Raw genomic sequence first — 24,313 nt, forward strand, 5'->3', positions numbered from 1 at the left:
GAAGTCCAGATCCGGGCGGCGGTCCTCAACCGCTTCACGGCGCTCGGCATCCCGCTCACCGTGGCCATGGGATAAGTGTGTCCGGGGAAAGGGGAACTGCGGTCGTCAGCTGATTTGCGCAACAGCGCCGCGACGGACTGCAGTCGCTTGATGCCGTGGCATTTCAAGCTGGCTCTGTTCTCAGCGACGGCGCTCCTCCCCCGGAAGCCCTTTTGCGTCTTCGGCGCTGGCGGCAGGCATTCTTCGGCCCCCGCAGTCCTTGCCAACGCCGCGCGCCCGACCCGGTCAACGTGTGAAGCCCCCCCATCCGCGCCCATAACACCATCGCCGGAAACACGGCCTGCAGTCCCGGCCCCCCGGTCGGCGCAGCGCGTCTCGCAAAGGATCCAGTCAGCACAGCGGTCATCGGTTCGGACTGCAGCGAAAGTCCGGCTTCCTGTAGTTTTTCGACGCGGGCCGCTGCGTGACGGTGGGATGCCCGCGCGGCTCGGCCCGCGGTGACAAACCTCGGAGGGAGGAAGCCGCGAGGGTCCTGGATCGGGCTATGGGAAAGTGCGCGGACGGACGCGGCGACGGCAGCAGCCGGGGTGCGGCTGATGGCGAGCCAGGCGCCCGACATGGTCGTAGACCCGGCAGGTCAGTCTCGACAAGGCGGCGCGTTTCGGAGTTGCTGCCGCCCCGTGCCGCCCTGTGCCGCGCTGGAAACGAACGGGCGCACGTTGTCCGGTTCGGGTCTGCGGATTGCGACCGGTGGCGTTCCGAAATGGATGACAGGCGATATGTCATGCGGCTTGGTCCCCCGGTGGTGCGCGTGACATCGGTTTTTTTTCCGCGCCGGAATATCTCGATGATGTGCATGGGGCCGCCGCCGCAAGGGCATGGCTCGCGCAGGGGGGCGGCGCGATCTCGGTGCGAGTTTCCGGCACGGCGGGGTGTTCAGGCCGCTGCACACCGAGCAAGGCGCGGATCCTTGAGATGTTGGCCTTGCGGGCGGCGCTGGCGAGCATCCCGTGGGGCCGGATGCGGTGGAAGCCGTCCGGCAGGACGTGGATCAGGAACCTGCGGATGAACTCCGGCGTGGCCAGCCGCATCAGCTTCTGCCGGTCGCCGGATTTGATGCGGTAATCCGTCCAGCGGAAGGCCAGGGTGTCGGCATCCGCGCTGACCATGTGCGCGCTGGAGATGGCGACCCGGTGCGTGTCGCCGAGATACGCCAGAATGGCCTCGGGGCCGCCGAAGGGTGGTTTGGCACAGACCCCCCATTCGGATTTTCGGAACGGGGCGCGCCACGCGGTGAAGGTGTTCGCGTTGGCAACTCGGCCGATGCGCCGAGGAAAGCCAACTGACCGGCGCGGTGCAGTTCCCTCAGCCGTTCCAGAAACAGGCGTCGAAACAGCCGCGACGGCACCCGCACATGGAGAAAGCACCCGGGGTGGCAGGCGGTCCACCTCGTGCCGTCGGGCGACAGGCCGCCGCCGGGGACGATCATGTGGACGTGGGGATGGTGGGTGAGCGCTGAACCCCAGGTATGGAGCACGCTGCTCAATCGTCAGCCCGGAAAGGTCGGCCACATGGAAAAACACTGAAATGACGGACTGCGCCAGCCAAAGGCGCCCTTGCCGCGGAGCGGCTTGGTCCCTCCGCCGATCCTGTGGGAAAACTCCGTGTTGCTGGTGCGGAAATCGGGACCTGATCGAGGCGCGAACTTGCTTGATATCAGGCGGTTGACAGTTTCCGCGGCGCGGGAAAGAGCTTCGCCGGCTTCCGGAGGTCTTGGGCGGTGGCGGCGGGCAGGAATTCGTCATTTGCACCGCATGGACCGCGCAATCGGTGTCTTCGGAGGCCGAGGATACGCTTGAGATGCGCGAAGAGCCTCTCGACTTTCTTTCTGAGCTTCATCGAGATCCCGTATTGGGGGGGGCCGACTAGGTCTCAAGGCCCCGACGATCGTGGTGCACGCCGCCAACGACCAGCGGTTTTGGGTCGAGCAGGGGCGGCTGATCGCGGCCGAGATCCCCGGGACGACCTTCGTGCCGCTGCCCCGCCGCAACCACGTCCTGGCCGATTACGATCCGGCCTGACAGCCCTGCATGGCGCGCATCCGCACCTTCCTGGACGAGCGGGGGATCTGACGGGCGCCGCGCCTAGCGCGGCCGCCGCCGCCGTCGGCCTTCACCCTCGCCCCGGCTGCCGCCGGTGTTGAAATCCACCCTTGGCAGCGGCGCGATACGGGCCAGTTCGGGGAACGGGTCCGAGGCATGGGGCAGGGCGTTCGCGGCCACGAAATGGTCCTGGAACCGGGGCTCGATGGCGGTTTCGACCTTCTCGATGCGGCGCACGTTCTCTTCGATCAGACGCCGTGCCGCGACCGAACACAGCGCAATCCGCGCGCCGGTCCCGGCCGCGTTTCCGGCCGAGCGGACCCGGTCGAGCGGCACATCGGGGATCATGCCCAGCACCATGGCATGCAGCGGGCTGATATGGGCGCCAAAGGCCCCGGCCAGCACCACCCGGTCGACCCGGTCGACGCCGCGGCGGTCCATCAGCAGGCGCGCGCCCGCGTAAAGCGCGGATTTCGCAAGCTGGATCGCCCGTATATCGCCCTGGGTCACGGCGATGTCGCGCCCGCCAGAGGCGGCGCCGTCCAGCAGCAGATAGGACTGGGTCCGGCCCTCGGGGCGACAGCGGTCCGATCCGGTCTGCGCCGCCGAGCCGATCAGGCCCGAGCCATCGACAAGGCCAGCCATGCGCATCTCGGCCACCGCCTCGATGATGCCAGAGCCGCAGATGCCGGTTACCCCGGCCGGGCCGACCGCCGCGGCAAAGCCCGGATCGTCCGACCAGAGCTCGCAGCCGATCACGCGAAACCGCGGCTCCTTGGTTTCGGGGTCGATCCGCACCCTCTCGATCGCGCCGGGGGCGGCGCGCTGGCCCGCGCTGATCTGCGCGCCCTCGAAGGCGGGACCGGTGGGCGAGGAACAGGCCAGCACCCGGGTCCGGTCGCCCAGCAGGATCTCGGCATTGGTGCCGACATCGACGATCAGCGTCAGGTCGTCCGAGGTCTCGGGCGCCTCGCTCAGCGCGACGGCGGCGGCGTCGGCGCCGACATGGCCCGCGATCAGCGGCAGCAGATAGGCCCGCGCCTCGGGATTGATCGACCCGAGGCCAAGCGCGGCCGCCGGAAGCGTCGCGGCCTCGGAGGTGGCCAGCGCGAAGGGCGCCTGGCCCAGTTCGACCGGGTCGATGCCCAGCAGCAGGTGATGCATGACCGGATTGCCGACCAGCGCCGCCTCGACGATGCGGCGCGGGTCGACCCCGGCCTCGGCGGCGATGCCGGCGGCAAGGCCGTCCAGCGTGGCGCGGACGGCCGCCGTCATCTCGGCCGCGCCGCCGGGATTCATCATGGCGTAAGAGACCCGGCTCATCAGATCCTCGCCAAAGCGGATCTGCGGGTTCATCGCGCCGGACGAGGCGATCACGTCGCCGGTCCCCAGATCGGTCAGATGCAGCGCGATGGTGGTCGAGCCGAGGTCGATCGCCAGGCCGCAGAGGGGGGCCTCGAAGAAGCCCGGCCAGATGTCGAGGATCTCGGGGCCCGAGACGCCCCGGTGCAGGGCGACGGTGACCGTCCAGCCGCCCTTTCGAAGCGCCGGTTGCAGCCGGGACAGCACCGAGAGCGGACAGGCCGCGGGCGGCAGGCCCCACTGGTCGGCAAGGGCCGCGTTGAGCCTTTGCAGATCGCCCGAGGGGGCGTGCAGGTCGGGCTCGGCGACCTCGACCAGGCAGAGCCGGGTCGCCGGATCGGTCGCGACCGCGCGGACCTCGGCGGCCTTGCGGACGACCTGGCGATGGAGCTGGCTTTCGGGCGGCACGTCGATTACCACATCGGCGAGGATCCGGGCCTGACAGCCCAGCCGCCGACCCGGCGCGAGGCCGCGCTTTTCGTCATAGCGGCGCTCGACGTCGTTGACCGGCGAGAGGGCATCCTCGGCGACGGTCAGGCCATGTTTGGGGAATGCGCCGCGGCCGGGCGAGATCTGGCATTTCGAGCAGATGCCGCGGCCGCCGCAGACGCTGTCGAGATCGACGCCCAGCTGACGGGCGGCCTCGAGGACCGTCGTCCCGGCGGGCACCTGGCCGCGTTTGCCCGAGGGGGTGAAGACGACGCGCGGCATCTCGCGGGTCATCGGGGCAGGGGCCGCGATTTTTCTGCGAAAAATCGGGCGCGGGACGGGCAAGCGCGTCGGTCAGCAGATGACGCGCAGGCCATGGGGGTTGCAGATGACGATGAGCTGGCCGCCGCATTCGACCATGTGAAAGCCGCGCCGCCGGACCTCGGCCACGAAACGGTCCATCCCGATCTCGCGTTCGACCCAGCGCCGCCAGCGGCGCACGACGCCGCCCTTGGCCACCGCCTGAGCCGAGAAGACCGAGGCGATCCAGCTGTCGGGAACAGAGCGGCGGGCAGCGACGTCCATGCGCCCAAGTCTGCGGTCTTCATGGTTAAAAACCTCTTACCTATTCTGTCCCCGCCCCGGGTCTCAGCCGCGCCGCCGCCGGCGTCCGCCGCCCGCGGGGGCCGCCGCCTGCGAGGCGTCGGCAAAGCTTGCCCCTTCGGCAACCGCGTCCAGCACGCGCGAGAAGCGGATCCATTCCGCCCCGTTGGCATCGTGATTCATCAGCAGGTTGGCGGCACGCACCGCCTCCATCTCGACAGGCCGGACCGGGTTCATGATCGCCGAGGTCATCCCGGCGCCGATCGCCATCGGCAGGAAGGCCGCGTTGATGCCATGGCGATGCGGCAGTCCGAAGGAGATGTTCGAGGCCCCGCAGGTGGTGTTGACCCCCAGCTCGTCGCGCAGGCGCCGCACCAGCGCAAAGACCTGCTGGCCGGCGCTGGCCATCGCACCGACCGGCATCACCAGCGGATCGACCACGATGTCATGGGCCGGAATGCCGAAATCTGCCGCGCGCTGGACGATCTTCCGGGCCACCTCGAAGCGCACGTCCGGGTCCTCGGAAATGCCGGTGTCGTCGTTCGAGATCGCCACCACCGGCACGTTGTATTTCTTGACCAGCGGCAGGACGCGCTCCATCCGCTCCTCTTCGCCGGTGACCGAGTTCAGAAGCGGCCGCCCCTGGGCCGCGGCAAGACCGGCCTCCAGCGCCGCGGGCACCGAGGAATCGATGCAGAGCGGCGCGTCGACCAGCCCCTGGACCAGCTCGATCATCCGGCGCATCAGCGGCGGTTCGGTCTCGTTCGGGTTGGGGTTCGAGTTGTAGACCACCCCGGCATTGACATCGAGCACCATGGCCCCGCAGGCTACCTGTTCGAGCGCGTCCTTCTCGACGGTCGAGAAATCGCCCGCCTCCAGTTCGGCCGCTAGCTTCTTGCGGCCGGTCGGGTTGATGCGTTCGCCGATCACGCAGAACGGTTCGTCGAAACCGATCACGACGGTCTTGGACTTGGACTCGAGCACGGTACGGGTCATGGAACTCCTCAGGCGTCCTGGGCGGGGGCAAGGCCATGCTCGGCCAGCCACCGGGTGTTGGTCGCGATCCCGCCAAGCGGGAAGAAATGCACGTTCTGGATCGGGAAATCGGGGTCCTGCGCGGCCGCCGCCGCCAGATCCGACAGGAAGGCATCGGGCGTGAAGGGCAGCACCAGCTTGCTGACATCGCGCGCGCGCCGCTGCAGCACTGCCAGCGACGGGCCGACGCCGCAGGCGATGGCGTATTTCACGAGGGTCTGCAGCTTGGCCGGTCCCGCCACGCCGATATGGATCGGCAGATCGACGCCCTGCGCCCGCACCCGCTCGGCCCAGGCGATCACCGGTCCGGCGTCGAAAGCGAACTGGGTGACGATGGCCATCTGCGCATCGGTGCGCGCGGCAAAGGCCTGCTTCCAGCCGAGCGCCGCCATCATGTTGCGGTCCGACCCGTCCGGGTCGATGTCGCGGCTGCCCTCAGGATGGCCCGCGACATGCAGATCGGTAAAGCCCGCCTTGTCGAACAGCCCGGTTTCCAGAAGCTGCATCGACGAATGCAGCGCGCCGCGCGGCTCGGAAATCCCGCCCGCCAGGATCAGCCCCTGGGTGACCCCGGCCTCGCCCGCATAGCGCGCGATCCAGTCCGAAAGCGTCGCGGTGTCGGGGATCGAGCGCGCCGCGAAATGCGGCATCGCCACAAATCCCTCGTCGGTCAGGCGCCGGGCGGTCGCGACCATGTCCTCGATCGGGGTGCCGTCCAGATGGGCGATATAGACCCGGGTGCCCGCGGGCAGCAGCGCGCGGAAATCGGCGATCCTGGCGGCCGTCTTCGGCATGACCTCGATCGAATAGCCGCGGACGAACTCGGCCAGCGGTCCGGCACGCGTGCCCGCGGCCCCTTGCGCGACCCTGTCGCTTTTTCTGAAGTTCAGCAGTGCCATTACCCTCTCCCGCAGCCTGTTCATGCCCGTTGCCAGCCGGCAGCGGCAATCAGATCCTTCAGGCGGCCCGCATCGTAGTCGGCCTCGATCCGCGCCGCCTCGGCATCGGCCAGGGCGTCGGGGTCGCCGTCATACGCGACGGGCTCGGACCGGCGCCATTCGGCCAGATAGGCGTCGCTGTCCTTGGCGCCCACCTGCATCGCACAGCGGTCGATCGCCTGCTCGAACCGCTCGGGCAGCACCCGCTTCGCGGCCCGGCGGCCCCGGCCCACGATCACCTGCGCCGGTATGTCGCGCCAGTAGACGATGACGAGCTCGGGCATCCGATTCCCTTTCTTGCCTGAGTCGGTTCTAATCCGGCCCCGGGCCGCGCCGGAGGCGGATTTCGACAGGATGGACGCGCGTTGCGACCTCGGCCCGGATCGCGCGTCGGTCCGGCCCCATTTGTGGTCCCCTTCCGCGCGGTTTCGGCCGGTCCGTGTGGCAGAGGCGGGGCCGTCCCGGGCCGATGACCCTAAGGAGCGGGCGGCGGAGGCCCGAAACGGCCATCCACTGCCGCGGGCGCCTCTGGGCGCGGCACTGGTCCCGGTTGATGTGGAAACAATCGGCGCATGATGCTGGAATTGTCCTAAGGTCAACTGGAAAAAATGGTTAATATCTCGGAATTGCTTGAAATTCTCAAAAGAATACGCCTTTTTCTGGTCCAAAGGAGATCGGGGCTGCGCCATAATTTCGGTGTCGCGGGCCGAGGCCGGAAAAACCGGCCGCTCCCGGGTCTTGGCAAAGGGTCGGCGCAGTGGCAGCCGGCGGAAAAGGACAGAACAATGAAAGCGGATCGGGCAGGGGCAATCGGAACGGTCGCGGGGCTGGTTCTGGCGCTGGCGGGCGGCATGGCCCCGGCATCGACCCTGGCGCCGGAGGGCGGACGTATGATGGTCGCGGGCGCGGTGCCCGGGCATCCGTTGCTGATTGTCGACCGCACGCCCGTCCGGCGGGCCGACGGCCCGGCCGACCGCCGTGCCGCGGCCGAGGTGGCCATTCCGCTTGGCGTCAGCGTTTGCCGCCATGCCGCGGCCGGGGTGACGCCTGCCTGTGCGCTGATGATGCCCGCCGCGCTGGCCGCGAATGCGGGGGCGCGGGACTTCCCGCCGCGGCCCAACCTCTTTGCCCGGGCCGACGCCGGGACCGACACCGCGTTCTGGCCCGATCCCCTGGGCTCGGGACGGCGGGGCGGCGGGGACGGTCACGCGGCGCTGCCCTGGGCGGCGCCCAGCGCCGTCAGCGGCGGCACCGGCGGGCGCCATCGTTCTGACCCCGCAGCCGACGGGTCCGGCCAAAGTGGCGGCGCCGGAGAAAACGGAACGGGCGGCGACGATATCGGGGGCGGCCCCGGCGTTCACCCCGACGATCCGCTGCCGGTCCCGCTGATGCCGAGCGCTGCCTTCCTGCTGGCCGCGATGGCCGGGTTCGGAGCGCTGTCGCGCCGCCGGTCCTGACCGTTCCCGTCTTCGCGCGGCCATCGTCGCGGAGGCGGGTGTCCCCCCGGATCGGGACGGGAGGGGGGCATGGCGGCGCCCGGGAGCGATCTGCGCCATTGCGCGAACGCCCCCGGCCCGCTACCCTGCACCCAACTCGATTGGAGGGCGATCCTATGGCGCCCAAGCGTCCGAATGGTGCGGGCGCGTTTCCCAAGGCGGTAGAGACCCCCGCGCCAGTTCCGCCTGATCCTGCAGCGCTTTACGCCGCTCTGGATCTCGGAACGAACAGTTGTCGTATGCTGATTGCCCAACCCAAGGGCAGTCAGTTCCATGTGGTGGACAGCTTTTCCAAGTCTGTCCAGCTGGGCACCGGCCTCGAGGGGTCGGGGCGTCTCAGCCGTGCCTCGATCGCGCGGACGGTCCAGGCGCTGAGGGTCTGCAAGGGCAAGCTGGAAAAGCACCAGGTCGAACGCATGCGGCTGGTGGCGACCGAGGCCTGCCGCCGCGCCGTCAATGCGCGCGAGTTCATCAAGCTGGTGCGGCGCGAGACCGGGCTGCGGCTGGAAATCATCCAGCCCGAGGAAGAGGCGCGGCTGGCGGTCGTGTCCTGCGCGCCGCTGGTCTCGACCAAGACCGAACAGTTGCTGGTGGTCGATATCGGCGGCGGCTCGACCGAGCTGGTCTGGATCGACCTGTCGATGGTGCCGCGCGCCGACCGGCCGCGGGCGATCATGCGGCTGCATGCGGGCTTTCACAGCGACACCGGGCCGTTTCCGGCCGCGCGCGTCGTCGACTGGATCTCGGTGCCGCTGGGGGTCGCGACGCTGAAGGAACAGTTCGACGATGTCGAGGACGATCACGCGCGGTTCGCGCTGATGAGCTGGTTCTTCGAGGAGAACCTGGCCAATTTCTCGCCCTATGCCGCCGAGCAGACCAAGGACGGCTTCCAGATCATCGGCACCTCGGGCACGGTGACGACCGTGGCGGCGAGCCATCTGGGCCTCAGGCGTTATGACCGGACCAAGGTCGACGGGCTGCGCATGACGTCGGGGCAGATCGACGAGGTGATCCGGCGGTATCTGGAGCTTGGCCCCGAGGGGCGGCGGGCCGATCCGAGGATCGGGCGCGACCGCCATGCGCTGATCATGTCGGGGGCGGCGATCCTGCAGGCCTTGATGCGGGTCTGGCCGACCGACCGGATGTCGGTTGCCGATCGCGGGCTGCGCGAGGGGCTGCTTTATGCGCAGATGAGCGCGGACGGGGTGCTGGAGGAAGGCCCCTTCTGATGCGCCCTTGCTGCCGCGGCCCGGCTGGGGCAGATGTCGCGTCTGGGTATTTTTGCCAAGAAGAAGAACGAAGGCCGGGATGACGGAGAAGAAGGGATCGAGCGGGCGCGGACAGCGCGACCTGAAGGTCAAGGTCAAGACCGCCCGCGGGCGGCGGCTGTCCTCGACGCGCTGGCTGGAGCGGCAGCTGAACGACCCTTATGTCAAGCGGGCCCGGGCCGAGGGCTATCGCGGGCGTGCGGCCTTCAAGATCCTCGAGCTGGATGACAAGTACCGGTTTCTGGTGCCGGGCGCGCGGGTCGTCGATCTGGGCTGTGCGCCGGGCGGCTGGTGCCAGGTGGCGGTCAAGCGGGTCAATGCCTTGGGCGAGAAATCGGGCAAGGCCGTCGGCACCGTTCTGGGGGTCGATCTGCAGGAGGTCGAGCCCATCGCCGGGGCCGAGCTGCATCAGCTGGATTTTCTGGCCGACGATGCCGACGAGCTGGTCAAGGGCTGGCTCGGGGGCCGCGCCGATGTGGTGATGAGCGACATGGCCGCGGCGTCCTCGGGGCACAAGCAGACCGACCATTTGCGGATCATCGCGCTCTGCGAGGCGGCGGCGGCGCTGGCCTTCGACGTGCTGGACGAAGGCGGCACCTTCGTCGCCAAGGTTCTGGCGGGGGGGGCCGAGGGCGGGTTGCAGACCCTGCTGAAGCAACGCTTCGACAAGGTCGCCAATGTCAAGCCGCCCGCAAGCCGGTCGGACAGTTCCGAGAAATTCGTGGTCGCGACCGGGTTCCGGGGCTGATCCCCGGAGCCCGGCGCACAAGCTACGGCAAGAGCACCGTCGCCCCGGTGGTGGCGCGGGATTCAAGCGCGCGATGGGCTTCGGCCGTCTCGGCCAGCGGCCAGGTTTTCCCGACCCGGGGCGTCAGCGTGCCCTCGGCCACCGCCGCGAACAGCTCGGCCGCGCGGGTGCGAAGCTCGGCCGGATCGGCGATGAAATCGAACAGCACGGGCCGCGTCGCCGACAGGCTGCCCTTGGCCAGATCCGACAGGCGAAAGCCGTCGGGCAGGCCCGAGGACTGGCCGAAGCTCACGAACATGCCGCGCGGTTTCAGGCAGGCGAGCGAGCCGCGCCAGGTGTCCTGACCGACGCTGTCATAGACCGCATCGACGCCAAGCCCATCGGTCGCGGCCATCACCGGCGCCACGAAATCGCCCGCGCGGTAGTCGATCACCTCGGCATAGCCATGGGCACGCGCAAGCGCCGTCTTTTCGGGCCCGCCCGCCGTGCCGATCGCCCTGACACCCTTCGCCGCCAGCCATTGCCCCAGCAGAAGACCGACGCCCCCGGCCGCCGCATGAACCAGCACGGTCTGGCCTTCGCGGACCGGAAAGCTCGAGGTCATCAGATACTGCGCGGTCAGCCCCTTCAGCATGATCGAGGCCGCGATCTCGTCCGGGATCGCGTCGGGCAGGGGCACCAGCCGGTCCGCGGGCAGCACCCGCGCGGTGCAGCAGGCGCCGGTGCGCGTCGTATAGGCCACGCGCTGGCCGACCGTGAGCCCCTCGACCCCGGAACCGACCGCCTCGATCCGGCCCGCGGCCTCGCTGCCGGGGATCAGGATTTCGCCCGGCCAGGGGTAGAGGCCCGAGCGGAAATAGGTGTCGATGAAATTCAGCCCGACCGCGCCGTGCCGGACCAGCACTTCGCCGTGGCCGGGGGCGGGCGGGGTCCAGTCGACCCAGTCGAGCGCCTCGGGGCCGCCCGGCGCGCGGGCGATGATGGCCTTGTCCATGGCTCAGACCTCGAATTCGGGATCGACCGGCACCTGCAGCGAGGTGACCAGGGCATTGGTCTGCGACGCCAGCCCGATGACCGCCAGAAAATCCTGATACTGGGCCTCGGTCATGCCCTTGGCCCGCGCCCCGGCGGTATGGGAATGGGCGCAATAGGAACAGCCATTGGCGACCGAGACCGCCATGTAGATCAGCTCCTTGGTCAGCGGGTCGAGCGCGCTTTCGGTCGCCATCACCGCCTTGACCTGCGCCCAGGTCGTTTCCAGCACCGCCGGCTGGCCGGCCAGCGCGCGCCAGACATTGTTCACGAAATCGGTCTTGCGGGTGGCGCGGATGTCGTCGAACACCGCCTTGACGCGCGGGTCGGCCTCGGCCTCCGCGTCGCTCCAGATCTTCACCGTGGCCATCGGGTCTCCTTGGGTTGGGGAAGGGGCCGCTCCGGTCCAGGGGGCCGAAGCGGCGGGAAAGAGGGCTCAGACCAGCGCGAAGATCCGCGCGGGCCCGCCGGTGCCGCCCTTGTGCTTGGGCGCGCCGATCACCAGCGTCGCGCCCACCGCGGGCATCCGGTCAAGATTGGCCAGGCATTCGATGCCGAACCGCCCCGAGGGCAGCCAGGCGTAATGGGTCGCGAAATCGGGCGAGTTGCCCGGATCGAGCGACAGCGTGTCGGACCCGATCGAGGCCGCGCCAGTTTCCTCGATCAGCATCTTCGCGGCTTCGGGGTGGAAGCCCGGATAATGCTGGACGCCCTTGGCATCGGCATTGCGAAAGCCCGGGCCGCTGGCCTTCTCGCCCCAGCCCGAGAATAGCGCGACGCAGGCATTCTGCGGGATCTCGCCATGGGCGGCGATCCAGGCGCGGATATCGTCGGGGGTCAGGGTGGTGTCGGCATCCTCGGCGGCGCGGGCGGCGATGTCGATCACACACAGTGGCGCTACCAGGTTTTCGACCGCGATCTCGTTCACCGCCGCGCCATCGGCCGAGAAATGCAGCGGCGCGTCGATATGGGTGCCGGTATGTTCGTTCACCCGGTATTCGGCGAGGTTGAAGCCGTGGTCCGCGAAATTGAACTTCTGGTCCCAGAAGAACTGCTGTTCGCCGAAGAAGGTGGGGAAGTCGGCCGACAGCTCATGGGTCATGTCGGTCACGGCCGTATGGCCCTGCGCCAGCGCCCTGGGCGCCGAGGCGGTCAGCCCGGCGGCCGCCGCCAGACCGGCCCCCGCCGCCCCGGCGAAGAAGCCGCGCCGCGACAGCATGCGGTCCTTGACCGCCGTCATCACGCAGATATCGCACATGTTGGAAATCTCCCTGTTCCCGGGGCCAGCCGTCCCGCCGACCCTCGCGCAGAGCTTAGTAAGCTGCTGGCAAATCTGTCAAACACGCTGCTCTGCCGGGGTGTCTCGATGGGTTCCTTCCGCTGGCGGGACGGCTCGCGGCGGAGGAGACGGCGCCTTGGTCCGGCGTGCGGCGGGGCCGGACGGCCCGGGCGCGATCCGCCACCTTCCGGCGCGACGGGACGGGTCGGGTGATGGGTGAGGCGTCGGGGCAGGCCAGGGCGCAGGCCTTGGGTCGGTCCTTGGGTCGGGCCACGTTCTGGGCCGCGCGCCGGGCGGACCGGCCGGCGCGCGTTCAGCCCCGGGGGCACCGGCCCGGTCTTGTCCGACGACCCGCGGACGGCGCGTGGCGAGGTCTTGGTACCCCTCGGGAAATGCTCGGCTTGCGAGCAACGATCCTGCCGTCAGACAGGCCCGCCCGGTCTTGTCCGATCATCCGCAGAGGGCGCGAGGCGAGGCTCCGGTGCGCCCCGGTCGATGCGGGGCTTGCGAGCGACGGTCCCGCCGTCAGACAGGAGGCGTGCGGTTTTCCGGCGGCCGCAGCGGTCCGGCCGCGGCGCGGATCTGGGCGCGGGTCAGCAGCGGGCGCACCCGGCGGGCCGTCGCGGGCAGGGGCTTGGCGCCGAACAGACGGCGAAGCGGTCCGGCGCTCCGCCGCAATTCGGGACCGATGAAAAGTGTCTCGCTCCAGACCCCGTCGACGCAGACAAGCTCATGCGTGCCGAGAAAGAGATGCAGGTACAAAAGCGGGTTGCTGCGCCGGGCGGGCTGCAGGCGGGCCAGACCCAGTTCCTCGGCCAGATGGCGGGCGCGCACCATCACCTCGTGCCCGTCCGGCGCCTGCATCAGCACCCCGTGCTGACGCGACAGCAGCATGGCCCGATCCGGTTGCCCCGGCCCCAGCGCGCCCGCCGCGATCCGCACCGGGCAGAGCGCGGCATTGGCCACCATCTCGCGCGGGGCGACGCGGCTGCGCAGCAGGCTTTTGACCGGACGCGGGCCGTTGTCGCGCGTCTCGACCAGATCGCCGGGCCTCAGCCGCTCGATCCGGCGCGGGCCGTCGGGCGTGGCGATGCGCGATCCGGCGGCAAAGCAGGGCAGGCTGAGATCGGCGGGCGGCGCATAGGTGTCCGACCCGACCAGCCGCGCCCGGATCTGGTCTTCGGTGACGGCATCGTTCCAGGAAAAGGACCAGTCCAGCACCATCTTGTCGTCGGGGTCCCCGCCCGCGAGGCTCAGCGTCCAGATCCGGCTGTCCTCGGTCGGGGTGATGACGATGGCGTCCGGGCTGAGATCGCCGATATGGACGAAATCGATCTCGGGGTTGAAGTCGTGCACATAGTCGCTGCCCGCGCCCTTGCCGAAGGCCACGTATTTGGCCCCGCCCGAATAGCCGTCCAGCCAGATCTGGTCGTCGCCCGCGCCGCCATCGACATAGGCGGTGCCGTACTGGGTGCGAATGGTGTCGTTGCCGACGCCGCCGAAGATCGTGGCGTTGTCGTAGGTCGAATCGATGGAGTCGTCGCCCGCCCCGCCGAACAGCTGGTCGTCGCCGGACCCGCCCAGCAGCACGTCGTTGCCGTCGTCGCCGAAGATCGTGTCGTCCTGCGAGCCGCCGTCGATGGAGTCGTCGCCCGGTCCGGCATAGACCACGTCCTCGCCCGCGCCGCCAAGGATGCAGTCATTGCCCGCGCCGCCCGAGATCGTGTCATCGCCGGACCCGCCGTCGATGCTGTCGCCGCCGCCGCCGCCATCAATCGTGTTGTGGCCCTCGTGCCCCTCGATCTGATCGGGCTCGTCGCTGCCTGTCAGGCTGTTGTCGGTCCAGTCGCCTTCGAGTGTCGCCACGCGTCCGTCCTCTGCTGGCCCCCGGCGTCCTCTTTAGGGGCGGGCGTGTTAAGACGGGTTTGATTTGTTCGCGAAATGTTTCCTTCGTTCCCCGCGTCCGTCACCATTCCGGACGGCGGAGCCTTGCCGCGGCCGCGCGGTCCCCGGCAAGAATCCGCCTGAGCGTCGTGCGCGAATATATTGAAACCAATCGCCTTTTGCGGGAGTTAATCATTTGTCTTACGATTCGTAGATACCGCACCTTTCCCCGGGGTCCGCTTCGCTCGGTGCGCGAAGGAGATGCATTCGGCAATGCTTGTACTTTTCACACTCGCCTCGATTACCGGGGGAACCATTTCCGCCTTGGCGGGCGCCTTGTTGCTGGACGGCGGATGGGTGACCGTCCTGCTGTCCTACTGGCTGGGCGGCATGGTCGGCGGCGGCACCGCCGTCACCGTTGTGGCGCTGCGGGCCGAGCCGGAGGACGACGCCGAGCCCTTCGTCGAGATCCCGCCCGATGATGTCCGGGCCGAAAACGCCGCCCGGACCCGGCCGGAGCGCGCAAAGGCGGTTGGCAGGCCCGAGCCGGTCGAGGCGGACCCGGACGCCGCGCCGCACCGGATACGCGAAGGCTGCGATTCCCATTGATCGCCTTGCGGCGTCCCGAGCCAGGTCCGACGCAAGGCGCGGGCGTGGTCTCGACCGGTCAGTCGCGCAAGGCGGCGGCCGGAGGTTGGCGATAGGCCAGCCAGGCTGGCACAGCCGACAGCACCGCCGCCGCCAGGATCAGGCCCCCGAAGCCCATAAGATCGCTGGGCACGAAGGCCACCGGCAGCGGGAAGCCGCGTTCTGCGGTGAAGGCGCGCGACAGGAACTCGGTCGCCCCAAAGCCCAGACCGAATCCCAGCAGGATGCCGGTCCCGAACAGAAGCGCCAGTTCCAGCCAGACGATGCCGAAGACCGCGCCGCGCGGCGCGCCGAAGGCCCGAAGCGCCCCGATCTGGCGCCGCCGCTGGCCGACCTGGATCACCGTCACCAGCAACAGCGCCGCGGCGACCAGCGTCTGCGCCCCGACCGCGACCGCGACCAGCACCCGTTTGGCATCGCCCAGCATGGCGTAAAGCCCGGTCAGGACCTCGGCCGGAAAGACTGCCTGCGTCTCGCCGGTCGCGCGGTACTCCTGCCGCAGGCGGTAGGCATCGGCGATGCTGCGCGGCTTGACCAGGATCGCGGGCAGGCCGGGCGGCACGCCAGCCGCCCAGGTCTCGTCGAGCGGTGCATCGGGGTCGAAGGCAGCGCCGTCATGGCCGTCGTGATCGTGGCCGTCGTGATCGTCGTGATCGGCCTCGCCATGGTTTTCGGCGTGGTCGTCGGTGTGGTCTTGGCTGGCGGCATGGGCGTGGTCGGGGTCTTCCTCGTCATGCGCCTCCGCGTCATGCCCCCCGGCGTCGTGGTCGTGCGCGTCATGGGCATCGTGCCCAAGCCCGTGGACGTGCCAGACCGCCTGGATCGGCACCAGAACGGCGCGGTCCCAGGGGGTGCCGGTGGGGTCGAGCCGCCCCGTCACGCGATAGGCGATACCGGCATGGGCATGGCCGCCCTCGGCCTGCTTGCCATGGGTCGGAACCAGCGTGTCGCCCAGGGCCAGATCGACCGCCGAGCCGATCACCGCCTCGCCTTCGGCGGCGAAGGCGCGACCTTCGGCAAACCCGGTCGTCGTGTTCCCGATCAGCGTGGTGGTGGTGCCGATCACCGGATACCCCGCCACGAAATCGCCAAAGCCGATCGGCGCGGCCCAGGCCACGCGCGGATCTTCGGTCAGCGCGACCAGCGTGTCGCCCGGCATCAGCGGCAGCGCCGCGGGCTGCAGGAAGACCGAAGACAGCACCAGCTGCGTGGCGCTGCCGGGCGCGCCGACGATCAGATCGAATTTCTCGGACGCGCGCGCGCTGCCCAGGCGCAGGGCGCGTTCCTGCAGGGTGACGGTGGTGCCCAGCGCCACCGCCAGCGCGATCAGCAGCACGATCACCGCCGAGCCCAGACGAAACCGTTTCAGGTCGGCCAGAACGAAATGGATCATTGCCGGGCTCCTTCGCGGCCGCAGTCGGACAGGATCTCGCCGCCGGCGAGCGTCAGCACCCGGTCGAGCCGCGCGGTCAGGCGGCTGTCATGCGAAACCACGATCAGCGTGGCGCCCGACCGTTCGGCAAGCTCGATCAGCAGCGCGCCGATGGCCGCGCCGTTTTCCGGATCGAGGCTGGCGGTGGGCTCGTCGGCGACGATCACCCCCGGCGCGCGCAACAGCGCCCGCGCCACCGCCACGCGCTGCATCTCGCCGCGCGACATGGTCTCGACCGGCTGGCCGGGACGGGCAAGGCCGACCTCGGCCAGCAGCGTCCGGGCGCGGGCTTCCATCGCCGCATCGGCGACGCGGGACAGCCGCGCGGGCAACAGCACGTTCTCAAGCGCCGAAAGCCCCGGGAAGAGGTGAAAATCCTGCATCACGAGGCCGATATTGGCGCCGCGCCAGCGGTCGCGCCTGCCCTCGGGCAGCTCTGCGATATCGGTGCCGTCCCAGAGCACGCGGCCAGTGCCGGGCGGGGCGAGCCCGGTGACGATGTTCACAAGCGTCGACTTGCCCGACCCCGACGGCCCGGTCACCGCGACGCGGCTGCCTGCGGGAATGTCGAGCTCGGGGATGCGCAGCACCGGGGCGGAGAGGCCGGGATAGGCGACCTCGACCGCAGACAGATGAAGACCCAGCATGGCGGCTCAGACCGCGGAATAGCGCGCGTCGCGCAGGCGCAGCTGGCTGACGAAGCCGGTCTCGGGATCGACCCAGGACCCGCGGTCGAGCTGCCCGGTGACCTCGATGGTCTGGTTCGGCTGCACGAAGGTCTGGCTGCGGTCGAGATAGACCACGACGATGTTGTCGGGCCAGTCGGTATCAGTCGAACAGAACGGGCACAGCGCCATCGGGATCGCGGTCAGCACGAAGAAATTCGACTCCGCTTTCAGCGGCGGCGCCATGAAGCCCCGGATGCGCACCCTCTGGCCGGTCAGCGCGATCACCTTGTCGGAAAAGGTCAGGCCCAGCGGGCTGAAGGCGCTGTAAAGCTCGTCGAAGCCGATCAGCGGGGTTGCGGCGGCGGCCGGGCGGGGAGCGGTCAGAAACAGCAGACCGGGCAGGGCGGCGAGGCACAGCCTGCGGGTACGGTCGTGGGCCGGGGCGGGGGCGGCGGGGTCGGTCATGGCGGTCTTCCGGGGCAGGGGAAAGGAAGGGGGCCTGCCCGGACGGCGCACCGCCCGGACAGGCCCCGGTTCAGGTCACTTCTGGACGGTGCCCAGCGCGAAGGCGTCGGCCAGGACCTTGTAGACGTCCGACTGTTCCATGTAGCCCTTGAACTCTTCGGCGCCGGGGCCGGTGGCCTGCAGCACCACGTCATCGACCGCATGGACCGCGGTATCGGCCGATTTCGGCAGGTTGCCGATCCGAAGCACGGCGCCGGGCAGGTCCTTGTAGGCCTCGTTGGCGACGTATTCGTCGTTTTCGTTCTTCACCGAGGGTTCGAACGGGCCGTCCATCTTCGGCGCCCAGGTTTCGTAATAGTCGGGGAAGTTGCTCGAGAAGATCGCCAGCCGCCGCGACACGTCGATCTTGTCGGGATAGCCGTCGCCGTCGGCGTCGGTGTAGTTCGGGAAGCCGGCGTCGTCATAGGTGCCGACCTTCTCGCGCATCTCGTCGCCGGGCTTGTCGTCGTCGATGGTGCCGATCACCGAAACGCCATGGGTATGATCGCCGGTGACGACGATCAGCGTGTCGGGATGGGTCTCGGCGAAGGCGCGCGCGGCGGCCACGGCCTGATCGAACTCGATGGTGTCGATGACGGCGCGGTCCCAGTCCATCGGGTGGGACATCTTGTCGATCGAGGCGCCCTCGACCATCAGGAAGAAGCCCTCGTCGTTCTTCGACAGCTGATCGAGCGCGGTCCGGGTCATCTCGACCAGGCCCGGCTGGTCGGGGAACTTGCCGACCGTGCCCTGATGCAGGAAGCTGCGGTCGAGCTTGGTGTCCATGTTGCCGGTGTGGAAGAGACCCAGCAGCTTGCCGCTGTTCGACCCCTGCGCCGCGTCAAGCTCGGCCGCGCTGGTCGCCAGCGTATAGCCCGCCTCGCGGAACATCGCGACATAGTCCTTGTCGTCCTTCCGCTTCGAGCCGGGGATGTCGGACTTGAGGAAATAGGCCGAGCCGCCGCCCAGCATCACCTCGGGCTGGATGTCGTAGAACATGCCCACGATATCGGCCTTGTCGCTGCGCTTGCGGGTGTGCGAGACGACGGCCGCAGGCGTCGCGTCTTCCAGTTCCGAGGTGGTGACGACGCCGATGGATTTTCCGGTGGTGCGGCGCAGGGCCTCGGCGATGGTTTCGACCCTGGGGTCGTCCTGGGTCGGCGCGGTGCGGTCGGCATAGACGCCCAGCGCGTTCACCCGCGACTTGTGGCCGGTCATGTAGGCCGACATCGTGTTGGCCGAGTCGGTCGCGATGGAATGGGTCGACGAGGTGCCGATGAAGGCCATGTGGTCGAGATCGTCCATCGCCAGACGGCCGTCCGCCTTGCCCTCGGTCATGCCCTTCGACATGATCCGCGCCGCGGTCCGGTGCGCGACCGACAGCCCGTCGCCGAGGAAGAAAATGATGTTCTTGGCCTTGGGCGTCTCGGGGGTGGTGTAGACCTCCCAGGTCACGGTCCTGGTCTCGTCGCCGGCCTTGACCTCGACGGTGTAGCTGCCCGGCTCGGCCAGGGCCAGATCGCGCAGGATCAGCGCCGAGCCCAGCACGGCGTCATCGGCGCCCTTTTCTTCGGCGACATACTCGGCGGCGGTGCCGAAGGTTTCGGCATAGGGCTTGCCGTTCACGGTCACGGAAATGTCGGCCTCGGGATGCACCGCGTCCAGCTCGACCTTGAAGTCGAAGGGCGAGGAGACGAGGATCGTCGCCCGGTCGAGCGGATAGACCGCCGTGGCCTGCGCCGCACCGGCGAGAATCGTGCTGGCGGCGAGCGCTGTAAGAAGAGTTCGCATGGGTACCTCTGCTGTGGAAGGAAGAAGGGGGTGGTCCCTCGCGGTCCGGTTAACGATTGCATGTATCGGTCTTGTGACAAACCGGCGGGTGCGCGCTGTCGCGGCCCCTTCGGGCCTCTTCGGGCAGAGGCGGCATCCCGCCACGATGACGCTACGGGTCGTGACCTTCCCCAAGGGGAAGGTCCGGCCGCTTTTCGTCGGGCGGCCGGGCCGCTGTCAGCGCAGGTCCGGGCCGGGACGGCCACGGGACGCAGGACCGCAGGCGGGCGGGGGCATCGGCCGCACCTATGCACCCGGTCCCGCCGGAAGGGGGCGGGATCGGGTGCGGGCGGGTCCTGCGGGATTGGGGGGCGGGTCCGACCGGGGCGCGAGCGGCCCGGGAAGGGGACGGGTCGGCGGGACGGGTCGGCGGCGCGGGCCGCCGACCGCAAGGGCGATCAGGAAAGGTGGCGTTTCAGCGCGGCCCAGCCTGCGGCGAAGACGCCTTCGGCAATCACCGGGCCGTATTTGCCCCGGTCCTCCGGCGCCTCGTCGAACTCCGCTTCCCAAAGGGCGAAGGTCTCGCCGGTCTCGGAAACCGGGAACAGCGCGATCCGGGCGATGTAATTCTCGACCGGGAAGGCGGGCTTGACGAAGCTGTAGCTGAGCGTGAAGGCGCTGTCGTCGAGCGACAGCAGCTTTTCGCGCACATGCCCGCCGCCGCCCGCCAGATGGAAGGACCGCACCGCGCCGACCGCATCGGCGCTGCGGCCGTCCTCGATCTCGCTGCGCTCGATCGCCGGGTGCCAGCTGGGCAGCCCGTTGAAGTCGCGCAGGATTTCCCAGACCTTCTCGATCGGCGCGGGGATTACCGCGCTGGCATAGGCCCTGGCCATAAGATCCTCCCTTGTCAGCCCCGGGTGATGGTCTTGAACTTCCGCGTCTGGTCGATCAGCGCGGTTTCGGTCGGCAGCCGCTCCATGCTGGAGGCGCCGTAGAAGCCGTGACAGTCGGGCGCGTTCGACAGCACATAGGTCGCGTCCTCGGGCATCGAGATCGGCCCGCCATGACATAGCACGATCACGTCCTTGCGCACGCTCAGCGCGGCCTCGGCGATGGACTGGACCTTGAGCGCGCTGTCCTCCAGCGAGATCGCGGTATCGGCCCCGATGGCGCCGCCCGTGGTCAGGCCCATATGCGCCACCACGATATCGGCGCCCGCCTCGGCCATCGCCCTGGCCTGATCGGTGTCGAAGACATAGGGCGTGGTCAGCATGTCCTTCGCGCGCGCCAGCGCCACCAGATCGACCTCGAGCCCGTAGCCCATGCCGGTTTCTTCCAGGTTCTGGCGGAAGGTGCCGTCGATCAGCCCCACGGTCGGGAAGTTCTGGATGCCCGAAAAGCCGATGGCCTTCAGCTGGTCGAGGAACGGGTCGAAGTTGCAGAACGGGTCGGTGCCGTTCACGCCCGCCAGAACCGGGGTGTTTTTCGTCACCGGCAGCACCTCGCGGGCCATCTCGACGACGATCTCATTGGCATTGCCATAGGCCAGAAGTCCGGCCAGCGAGCCCCGGCCCGCCATCCGGTAGCGGCCCGAATTGTAGATCACGATCAGGTCGATGCCGCCCGCTTCCTCGCATTTGGCGGAAAGGCCGGTGCCCGCGCCGCCGCCGATGATCGGGCGGCCCTCGGCGATCATGCCGCGGAATTTCTCCAGCAGATCCTTGCGTTCGAACCGGGCCATCAGGCGATCTCCTTCCAGTGGGTGTAAAGCGCGTCCGAGAACGCCTCGTCATTGATGTTGTGGGGCAGGCGGATCAGGCGGCGGTCGGGCGTCTGCTCGACCGTGGCCTCAAGGGCCGCGAACAGCGCGCTGCGGGCGTCGATCAGCTCGAAGGGCATGCCCGGCGCGTCCAGCATCGACACCCCGCCCTCGGGCAGCAGGAAGCGCACCGGCCCCGTGCAGGCATTCAGCCGGGTGCCGATCCATTCGCCCATCTGGCGGCATTCGTCGGGCGTGGTCCGCATCAGGGTGATCTGCGGATTGTGCTGATAGAACTGCCGGTGGGCATAGCGGTCGGGGACCGAGGATCGGGGGCCGAAATTGACCATGTCAAGCGCGCCGCAGGACCCGACATAGGGAATGCCGGTGCGGGCGATGGCGCCCAGCCGGTCCTCGGTCGCGGCGAGGATGCCGCCGAACAGCAGATCGCAGATCTCGGTGGTCGTGGTGTCGATCACCGACGAGATCATGCCGGAATCGACCAGCTTCTCCATCGCCTGCCCGCCGGTTCCCGTGGCGTGGAAGACGATCGGATCGGCATGGGCCTCGAGCCGGGCGGCCAGACGGGTGACGCAGGGCGTGGTGACGCCGAACATCGTCAGCCCGACGGCGGGGCGGTCGTCGCCGGTCGCCTCGGGCGCGGCCTTCGCCATGCCCGCGATGGCGCGGGCGGCATTGCCGAGGATCACCCTAGAGATCCGGTTCAGCCCGGCGACGTCGGTCACCGAGTGCATCATGGTGATGTCCGAGGGGCCGACATAGGGCGCCACATTGCCCGAGGCCAGCGTCGAGACGATCAGCTTCGGCACGCCCACGGGCAGGGCGCGCATGCCGGGCGCCACCAGCGCCGTGCCGCCCGATCCGCCCAGCGAGATCATCGCGCCGATATCGGCGCGGGTCGCGACGAAGGCCTCGAAGGCCCGGGCCATTCCGGCGACGGCGGTGCCGCGATCCCCGGTCATGACCGCGCCCGTCCCCTCGGGATGGCAGGCGGCCACCTCGGCCGGGGTCACATCGGCGCCGCTGCGGTGCCCGGGCGAGGTCGAGAGGTCGACCTGGACCACCTCCAGACCCTCATCGGCCAGCAGCCCGGCGACATGCACAAGCTCGCGGCCCTTGGTATCGAAAGTCCCGACGACGAACACTTTTTTCGTCACCTCGTTCTCCCCTTCATGCCGGGAGGCCGTCCCACCTCCGGGCTTCATCCGTTTGGAATGCCAAATGGTTAACACAGCCCACCGGACGTTCCAAGCAAAGCCGGTCGCGCCGGGGCCGCGCAGCGGGCGCCGGTCGAAAATGTCGCGCGAGGTGCAATTCGGGAGGGGGCCGAGAGGGCATGAGGGGGCGGGCGCCCGGGGGCGCCCACCTTCGAACCGCATCGCTGTCTTGTCGGGTCAGAGGCCTTCGGGGAAGAAGCAGGCCGCGGCATGGGGCGCGCCGGTCAGCTCGGGCCGGGCCTCGCGGCACCGGTCCTGCGCCTTCCAGCAGCGCGGCGCGAACGGGCAGCCCGCCGGGATCGCCAGCGGCGAGGGCAGCTCGCCCTGTAGCTTGATCCGTTGCCGCGCCGGGTCGGGCTCGGTCGAGGGCGTCGCCGACAGAAGCGCCTTGGTATAGGGGTGGCGCGGAGCGGCGAAGACATCTTCCTTGGTGCCGAACTCGACCGGGCGGCCGAGATACATCACCATCACCTCGTCGGCCACGTGGCGGACCACCGACAGGTCGTGCGAGATGAAGAGATAGGCCAGATCCATGCGTTCCTGCAGATCGAGCAGCAGGTTCAGCACCTGGCTCTGGATCGACAGATCCAGCGCCGAGACGGGTTCGTCCAGCACCAGCAGCTTGGGTTCCAGCATCAGCGCGCGGGCGACCGCGATCCGCTGTCGCTGCCCGCCCGAGAACATGTGCGGGAAGCGGTCGTAATGCTCGGGGCGCAGCCCGACCAGCCGCATCATCTCGCGGGCCTTGTCCGAGCGCTCCTGCGCGCTCATTTCGGGGCGATTGATCTTCAGCGGTTCCTCGAGGATCGTGCCGATCCGGTGGCGCAGGTTCAGCGAGCCATAGGGGTCCTGGAACACGATCTGCACGGTCGAGCGCAGACGGCGCCAGTTGTCGGGCGTGGCGGCCAAGCCGTCGAGCGTCAGCGCACCGCCGGTGGGTTCCTCGATCAGCGTCACCAGACGCGCCAACGTGGACTTGCCGCAACCGGATTCGCCCACGACCGCCAGCGTCTTGCCGGCCGCGATCGAGAATGTGGCCTCGGACAGGGCCTTGACGGTGGCCGGTTTCGAGAACAGCCCGCCGCCGACCTCGTAATGGCGGGCGAGGTGATCGGCGACGACGACAGGAGCGGTCATCGGGCAGCCTCCGTGGCGGCGGTGTCGAGCGGATAGTGACAGCGGGCGATGCCCAGCGCGGGCGGCTGCACCGGCGGGGCACGGTGGCGGCAGATGTCGTCGGCGAAGCGGCAGCGCGGCGAGAAGAGACAGCCCTCGGGCCGGTCGAACTGCCCCGGCACGACGCCCGGGATGGTCGGCAGACGCCGCTCGGTCGCGCGTTCGGGCAGGGCGGCCAGAAGGGCCGCGGTATAGGGGTGGTGCGGGGTCTCGAAAAGCGCCCGGACGGGCTGTTCCTCGACCTTCTGGCCGGCATATTGCACCTGCACCCGCTGGGCGGTCTCGGCGACGACGCCCATGTCATGGGTGATCAGGATCAGCGCCATGCCGGTGCTTTTCTGAAGATCCTGCAGCAGGTCGAGGATCTGCGCCTGGATCGTGACGTCCAGCGCGGTGGTGGGTTCGTCCGCGATCAGCAGGCGCGGCTGGCAGGCCAGCGCCATGGCGATCATCACCCGCTGGCTCATGCCGCCCGACAACTGGTGCGGAAAGGCGTTCAGCCGCCGCGCGGGATCGGGGATGCCGACCATCTCCATCAGCTCGATGGCGCGGGCATGGCGCGCGCGGCGGTCAAGCTTGAGGTGCTGGCGCAGCGTCTCCTTGATCTGGAACCCGGCGGTGAAGCACGGGTTCAGCGAGGTCATCGGCTCCTGGAAGATCATCGAGATGTCGCGGCCGATGACCTGGCGGCGCTGGCGGGCGGTGAGGCTGCGCAGGTCGGTGCCGTCGAAGCTCATCTCGTCGGCGGTGATCCGGGCGGTCCAGGGCAGAAGCCCCATCAGCGCCATCATCGAGACCGACTTGCCGGACCCGCTTTCGCCGACGATGGCCAGGATCTCGCCCTTGTCGACGGTCACATCGACCCCGTCGACGGCTCGGAAGGGGCCGCCCGCGGTCGAGAACTCCACGGAAAGGTTGCGGATGGACAGGAGCGCCATG

General features: G+C 69.1%; 23 protein-coding genes and 2 pseudogenes. 5 read left to right on the plus strand and 20 right to left on the minus strand.

Translation table 11 applies throughout. The features are described 5' to 3' along the window. Positions 1 to 782: 782 nt before the first annotated feature. Together C8N38_RS19265 and C8N38_RS19270 are read right to left on the minus strand one after the other, a co-directional pair. Positions 783 to 1,546 (minus strand): annotated as a pseudogene (locus C8N38_RS19265) (IS91 family transposase); the annotation flags it as partial. Between the two features lie 170 nt (positions 1,547 to 1,716). Then, a pseudogene (locus tag C8N38_RS19270) lies at positions 1,717 to 1,911 on the minus strand (IS5/IS1182 family transposase); the annotation flags it as partial. A gap of 38 nt (positions 1,912 to 1,949) precedes the next feature. Here C8N38_RS19270 and C8N38_RS22170 point away from each other — a divergent pair. Then, positions 1,950 to 2,081, plus strand: coding sequence for a hypothetical protein (locus C8N38_RS22170; protein WP_281258245.1), 132 nt, complete (start codon positions 1,950 to 1,952; stop codon positions 2,079 to 2,081). A gap of 63 nt (positions 2,082 to 2,144) precedes the next feature. Here C8N38_RS22170 and C8N38_RS19275 read toward each other — a convergent pair whose 3' ends face one another. From C8N38_RS19275 to C8N38_RS19295, 5 genes are all read right to left on the minus strand, one after another. Continuing rightward, positions 2,145 to 4,187, minus strand: a complete 2,043-nt coding sequence (locus tag C8N38_RS19275; protein WP_108028761.1) for an ASKHA domain-containing protein — start codon at positions 4,185 to 4,187, stop codon at positions 2,145 to 2,147. A 60-nt stretch (positions 4,188 to 4,247) separates the two neighbouring features. Beyond that, positions 4,248 to 4,478: an N-(5'-phosphoribosyl)anthranilate isomerase gene (locus C8N38_RS19280; protein ID WP_108028762.1), complete on the minus strand. Its 231-nt coding sequence runs from the start codon at positions 4,476 to 4,478 to the stop codon at positions 4,248 to 4,250. 63 nt (positions 4,479 to 4,541) lie between these two features. Beyond that, complete coding sequence (locus C8N38_RS19285; protein ID WP_108028763.1) at positions 4,542 to 5,492, minus strand: methyltetrahydrofolate cobalamin methyltransferase; 951 nt, start codon at positions 5,490 to 5,492, stop codon at positions 4,542 to 4,544. A gap of 8 nt (positions 5,493 to 5,500) precedes the next feature. Beyond that, positions 5,501 to 6,430 (minus strand): methylenetetrahydrofolate reductase, encoded by a 930-nt coding sequence (locus C8N38_RS19290; RefSeq protein WP_245895812.1) that lies wholly within the window; start codon positions 6,428 to 6,430, stop codon positions 5,501 to 5,503. A gap of 20 nt (positions 6,431 to 6,450) precedes the next feature. Beyond that, the gene (locus C8N38_RS19295; protein ID WP_108028765.1) at positions 6,451 to 6,753 is read right to left on the minus strand and encodes a virulence factor; all 303 of its coding nucleotides are present in this window, start codon (positions 6,751 to 6,753) and stop codon (positions 6,451 to 6,453) included. A gap of 501 nt (positions 6,754 to 7,254) precedes the next feature. Between C8N38_RS19295 and C8N38_RS19300 the strand changes: the two genes are divergently transcribed. The 3 genes from C8N38_RS19300 (at position 7,255) to C8N38_RS19310 (ending at position 9,981) form a co-directional block, all read left to right on the plus strand. Then, a complete protein-coding gene (locus tag C8N38_RS19300; protein ID WP_108028766.1) occupies positions 7,255 to 7,926 on the plus strand; it encodes a hypothetical protein in 672 nt (223 codons plus the stop codon). Positions 7,927 to 8,081: 155 nt separating this feature from the next. Further along, on the plus strand, positions 8,082 to 9,194 hold the full coding sequence (locus C8N38_RS19305) for a Ppx/GppA phosphatase family protein (RefSeq protein WP_108028767.1): 1,113 nt from the start codon (positions 8,082 to 8,084) through the stop codon (positions 9,192 to 9,194). 79 nt (positions 9,195 to 9,273) lie between these two features. Further along, complete coding sequence (locus tag C8N38_RS19310; protein WP_108028768.1) at positions 9,274 to 9,981, plus strand: RlmE family RNA methyltransferase; 708 nt, start codon at positions 9,274 to 9,276, stop codon at positions 9,979 to 9,981. Positions 9,982 to 10,003: 22 nt separating this feature from the next. Here the strand turns inward: C8N38_RS19310 and C8N38_RS19315 are convergent, their stop codons facing one another. From C8N38_RS19315 to C8N38_RS19330, 4 genes are all read right to left on the minus strand, one after another. Continuing rightward, a complete protein-coding gene (locus tag C8N38_RS19315; RefSeq protein WP_108028769.1) occupies positions 10,004 to 10,975 on the minus strand; it encodes a quinone oxidoreductase family protein in 972 nt (323 codons plus the stop codon). A 3-nt stretch (positions 10,976 to 10,978) separates the two neighbouring features. Further along, entirely contained in the window at positions 10,979 to 11,383 is a 405-nt protein-coding gene (locus tag C8N38_RS19320) for a carboxymuconolactone decarboxylase family protein (protein WP_108028770.1), read from the minus strand. Positions 11,384 to 11,449: 66 nt separating this feature from the next. Further along, complete coding sequence (locus C8N38_RS19325) at positions 11,450 to 12,271, minus strand: cyclase family protein (RefSeq protein ID WP_108028771.1); 822 nt, start codon at positions 12,269 to 12,271, stop codon at positions 11,450 to 11,452. A 546-nt stretch (positions 12,272 to 12,817) separates the two neighbouring features. Continuing rightward, complete coding sequence (locus tag C8N38_RS19330) at positions 12,818 to 14,158, minus strand: Hint domain-containing protein (RefSeq protein ID WP_108028772.1); 1,341 nt, start codon at positions 14,156 to 14,158, stop codon at positions 12,818 to 12,820. Between the two features lie 291 nt (positions 14,159 to 14,449). Here C8N38_RS19330 and C8N38_RS19335 point away from each other — a divergent pair, with 291 nt between their 5' ends. Further along, the gene (locus C8N38_RS19335; RefSeq protein WP_108028773.1) at positions 14,450 to 14,785 is read left to right on the plus strand and encodes a hypothetical protein; all 336 of its coding nucleotides are present in this window, start codon (positions 14,450 to 14,452) and stop codon (positions 14,783 to 14,785) included. Between the two features lie 58 nt (positions 14,786 to 14,843). Here the strand turns inward: C8N38_RS19335 and C8N38_RS19340 are convergent, their stop codons facing one another. The 9 genes from C8N38_RS19340 to C8N38_RS19380 all read right to left on the minus strand — a co-directional run bounded on the left by C8N38_RS19340 (position 14,844) and on the right by C8N38_RS19380 (position 24,312). After that, the gene (locus tag C8N38_RS19340; RefSeq protein WP_108028774.1) at positions 14,844 to 16,217 is read right to left on the minus strand and encodes an ABC transporter permease; all 1,374 of its coding nucleotides are present in this window, start codon (positions 16,215 to 16,217) and stop codon (positions 14,844 to 14,846) included. Continuing rightward, positions 16,214 to 16,903, minus strand: a complete 690-nt coding sequence (locus C8N38_RS19345; RefSeq protein ID WP_108028775.1) for an ABC transporter ATP-binding protein — start codon at positions 16,901 to 16,903, stop codon at positions 16,214 to 16,216. Before C8N38_RS19345 ends, C8N38_RS19340 begins: the two co-directional genes overlap by 4 nt. Before the next feature lie 6 nt (positions 16,904 to 16,909). Next, positions 16,910 to 17,389, minus strand: coding sequence for a hypothetical protein (locus C8N38_RS19350; protein WP_108028776.1), 480 nt, complete (start codon positions 17,387 to 17,389; stop codon positions 16,910 to 16,912). A 75-nt stretch (positions 17,390 to 17,464) separates the two neighbouring features. Next, entirely contained in the window at positions 17,465 to 19,219 is a 1,755-nt protein-coding gene (locus tag C8N38_RS19355) for an alkaline phosphatase (protein ID WP_108028777.1), read from the minus strand. A gap of 437 nt (positions 19,220 to 19,656) precedes the next feature. Continuing rightward, the gene (locus C8N38_RS19360) at positions 19,657 to 20,094 is read right to left on the minus strand and encodes an SRPBCC family protein (protein WP_108028778.1); all 438 of its coding nucleotides are present in this window, start codon (positions 20,092 to 20,094) and stop codon (positions 19,657 to 19,659) included. A 14-nt stretch (positions 20,095 to 20,108) separates the two neighbouring features. Next, positions 20,109 to 20,942 carry a phosphoenolpyruvate hydrolase family protein gene (locus C8N38_RS19365; protein WP_108028779.1) on the minus strand — a complete coding sequence of 278 codons (834 nt, stop codon included), beginning with the start codon at positions 20,940 to 20,942 and terminating at the stop codon, positions 20,109 to 20,111. Beyond that, complete coding sequence (locus C8N38_RS19370) at positions 20,942 to 22,138, minus strand: Tm-1-like ATP-binding domain-containing protein (RefSeq protein WP_245895813.1); 1,197 nt, start codon at positions 22,136 to 22,138, stop codon at positions 20,942 to 20,944. Before C8N38_RS19370 ends, C8N38_RS19365 begins: the two co-directional genes overlap by 1 nt. 237 nt (positions 22,139 to 22,375) lie before the next feature. Beyond that, on the minus strand, positions 22,376 to 23,335 hold the full coding sequence (locus tag C8N38_RS19375) for an ABC transporter ATP-binding protein (RefSeq protein WP_108028781.1): 960 nt from the start codon (positions 23,333 to 23,335) through the stop codon (positions 22,376 to 22,378). After that, a complete protein-coding gene (locus C8N38_RS19380; protein ID WP_108028782.1) occupies positions 23,332 to 24,312 on the minus strand; it encodes an ABC transporter ATP-binding protein in 981 nt (326 codons plus the stop codon). Before C8N38_RS19380 ends, C8N38_RS19375 begins: the two co-directional genes overlap by 4 nt. Position 24,313: the final 1 nt, after the last annotated feature.

Source organism: Rhodovulum kholense, assembly GCF_003053725.1.
Lineage (GTDB): Bacteria > Pseudomonadota > Alphaproteobacteria > Rhodobacterales > Rhodobacteraceae > Rhodovulum > Rhodovulum kholense.

Excerpts from the sequence above, each read along its gene's own strand:
- C8N38_RS19380 (WP_108028782.1), bottom strand. The coding sequence starts at position 24,312 with ATGGCGCTCCTGTCCATCCGCAACCTTTCCGTGGAGTTCTCGACCGCG.
- C8N38_RS19355 (WP_108028777.1), bottom strand. The coding sequence starts at position 19,219 with ATGCGAACTCTTCTTACAGCGCTCGCCGCCAGCACGATTCTCGCCGGT.
- C8N38_RS19315 (WP_108028769.1), bottom strand. The coding sequence starts at position 10,975 with ATGGACAAGGCCATCATCGCCCGCGCGCCGGGCGGCCCCGAGGCGCTC.
- C8N38_RS19340 (WP_108028774.1), bottom strand. The coding sequence starts at position 16,217 with ATGATCCATTTCGTTCTGGCCGACCTGAAACGGTTTCGTCTGGGCTCG.
- C8N38_RS19305 (WP_108028767.1), top strand. The coding sequence starts at position 8,082 with ATGGCGCCCAAGCGTCCGAATGGTGCGGGCGCGTTTCCCAAGGCGGTA.
- C8N38_RS19280 (WP_108028762.1), bottom strand. The coding sequence starts at position 4,478 with ATGGACGTCGCTGCCCGCCGCTCTGTTCCCGACAGCTGGATCGCCTCG.
- C8N38_RS19350 (WP_108028776.1), bottom strand. The coding sequence starts at position 17,389 with ATGACCGACCCCGCCGCCCCCGCCCCGGCCCACGACCGTACCCGCAGG.
- C8N38_RS19285 (WP_108028763.1), bottom strand. The coding sequence starts at position 5,492 with ATGACCCGTACCGTGCTCGAGTCCAAGTCCAAGACCGTCGTGATCGGT.
- C8N38_RS19290 (WP_245895812.1), bottom strand. The coding sequence starts at position 6,430 with ATGGCACTGCTGAACTTCAGAAAAAGCGACAGGGTCGCGCAAGGGGCC.
- C8N38_RS19320 (WP_108028770.1), bottom strand. The coding sequence starts at position 11,383 with ATGGCCACGGTGAAGATCTGGAGCGACGCGGAGGCCGAGGCCGACCCG.
- C8N38_RS19345 (WP_108028775.1), bottom strand. The coding sequence starts at position 16,903 with ATGCTGGGTCTTCATCTGTCTGCGGTCGAGGTCGCCTATCCCGGCCTC.
- C8N38_RS19325 (WP_108028771.1), bottom strand. The coding sequence starts at position 12,271 with ATGTGCGATATCTGCGTGATGACGGCGGTCAAGGACCGCATGCTGTCG.
- C8N38_RS19275 (WP_108028761.1), bottom strand. The coding sequence starts at position 4,187 with ATGACCCGCGAGATGCCGCGCGTCGTCTTCACCCCCTCGGGCAAACGC.
- C8N38_RS19310 (WP_108028768.1), top strand. The coding sequence starts at position 9,274 with ATGACGGAGAAGAAGGGATCGAGCGGGCGCGGACAGCGCGACCTGAAG.
- C8N38_RS19335 (WP_108028773.1), top strand. The coding sequence starts at position 14,450 with ATGCTTGTACTTTTCACACTCGCCTCGATTACCGGGGGAACCATTTCC.
- C8N38_RS19365 (WP_108028779.1), bottom strand. The coding sequence starts at position 20,942 with ATGGCCCGGTTCGAACGCAAGGATCTGCTGGAGAAATTCCGCGGCATG.
- C8N38_RS19360 (WP_108028778.1), bottom strand. The coding sequence starts at position 20,094 with ATGGCCAGGGCCTATGCCAGCGCGGTAATCCCCGCGCCGATCGAGAAG.
- C8N38_RS19375 (WP_108028781.1), bottom strand. The coding sequence starts at position 23,335 with ATGACCGCTCCTGTCGTCGTCGCCGATCACCTCGCCCGCCATTACGAG.
- C8N38_RS19300 (WP_108028766.1), top strand. The coding sequence starts at position 7,255 with ATGAAAGCGGATCGGGCAGGGGCAATCGGAACGGTCGCGGGGCTGGTT.
- C8N38_RS19295 (WP_108028765.1), bottom strand. The coding sequence starts at position 6,753 with ATGCCCGAGCTCGTCATCGTCTACTGGCGCGACATACCGGCGCAGGTG.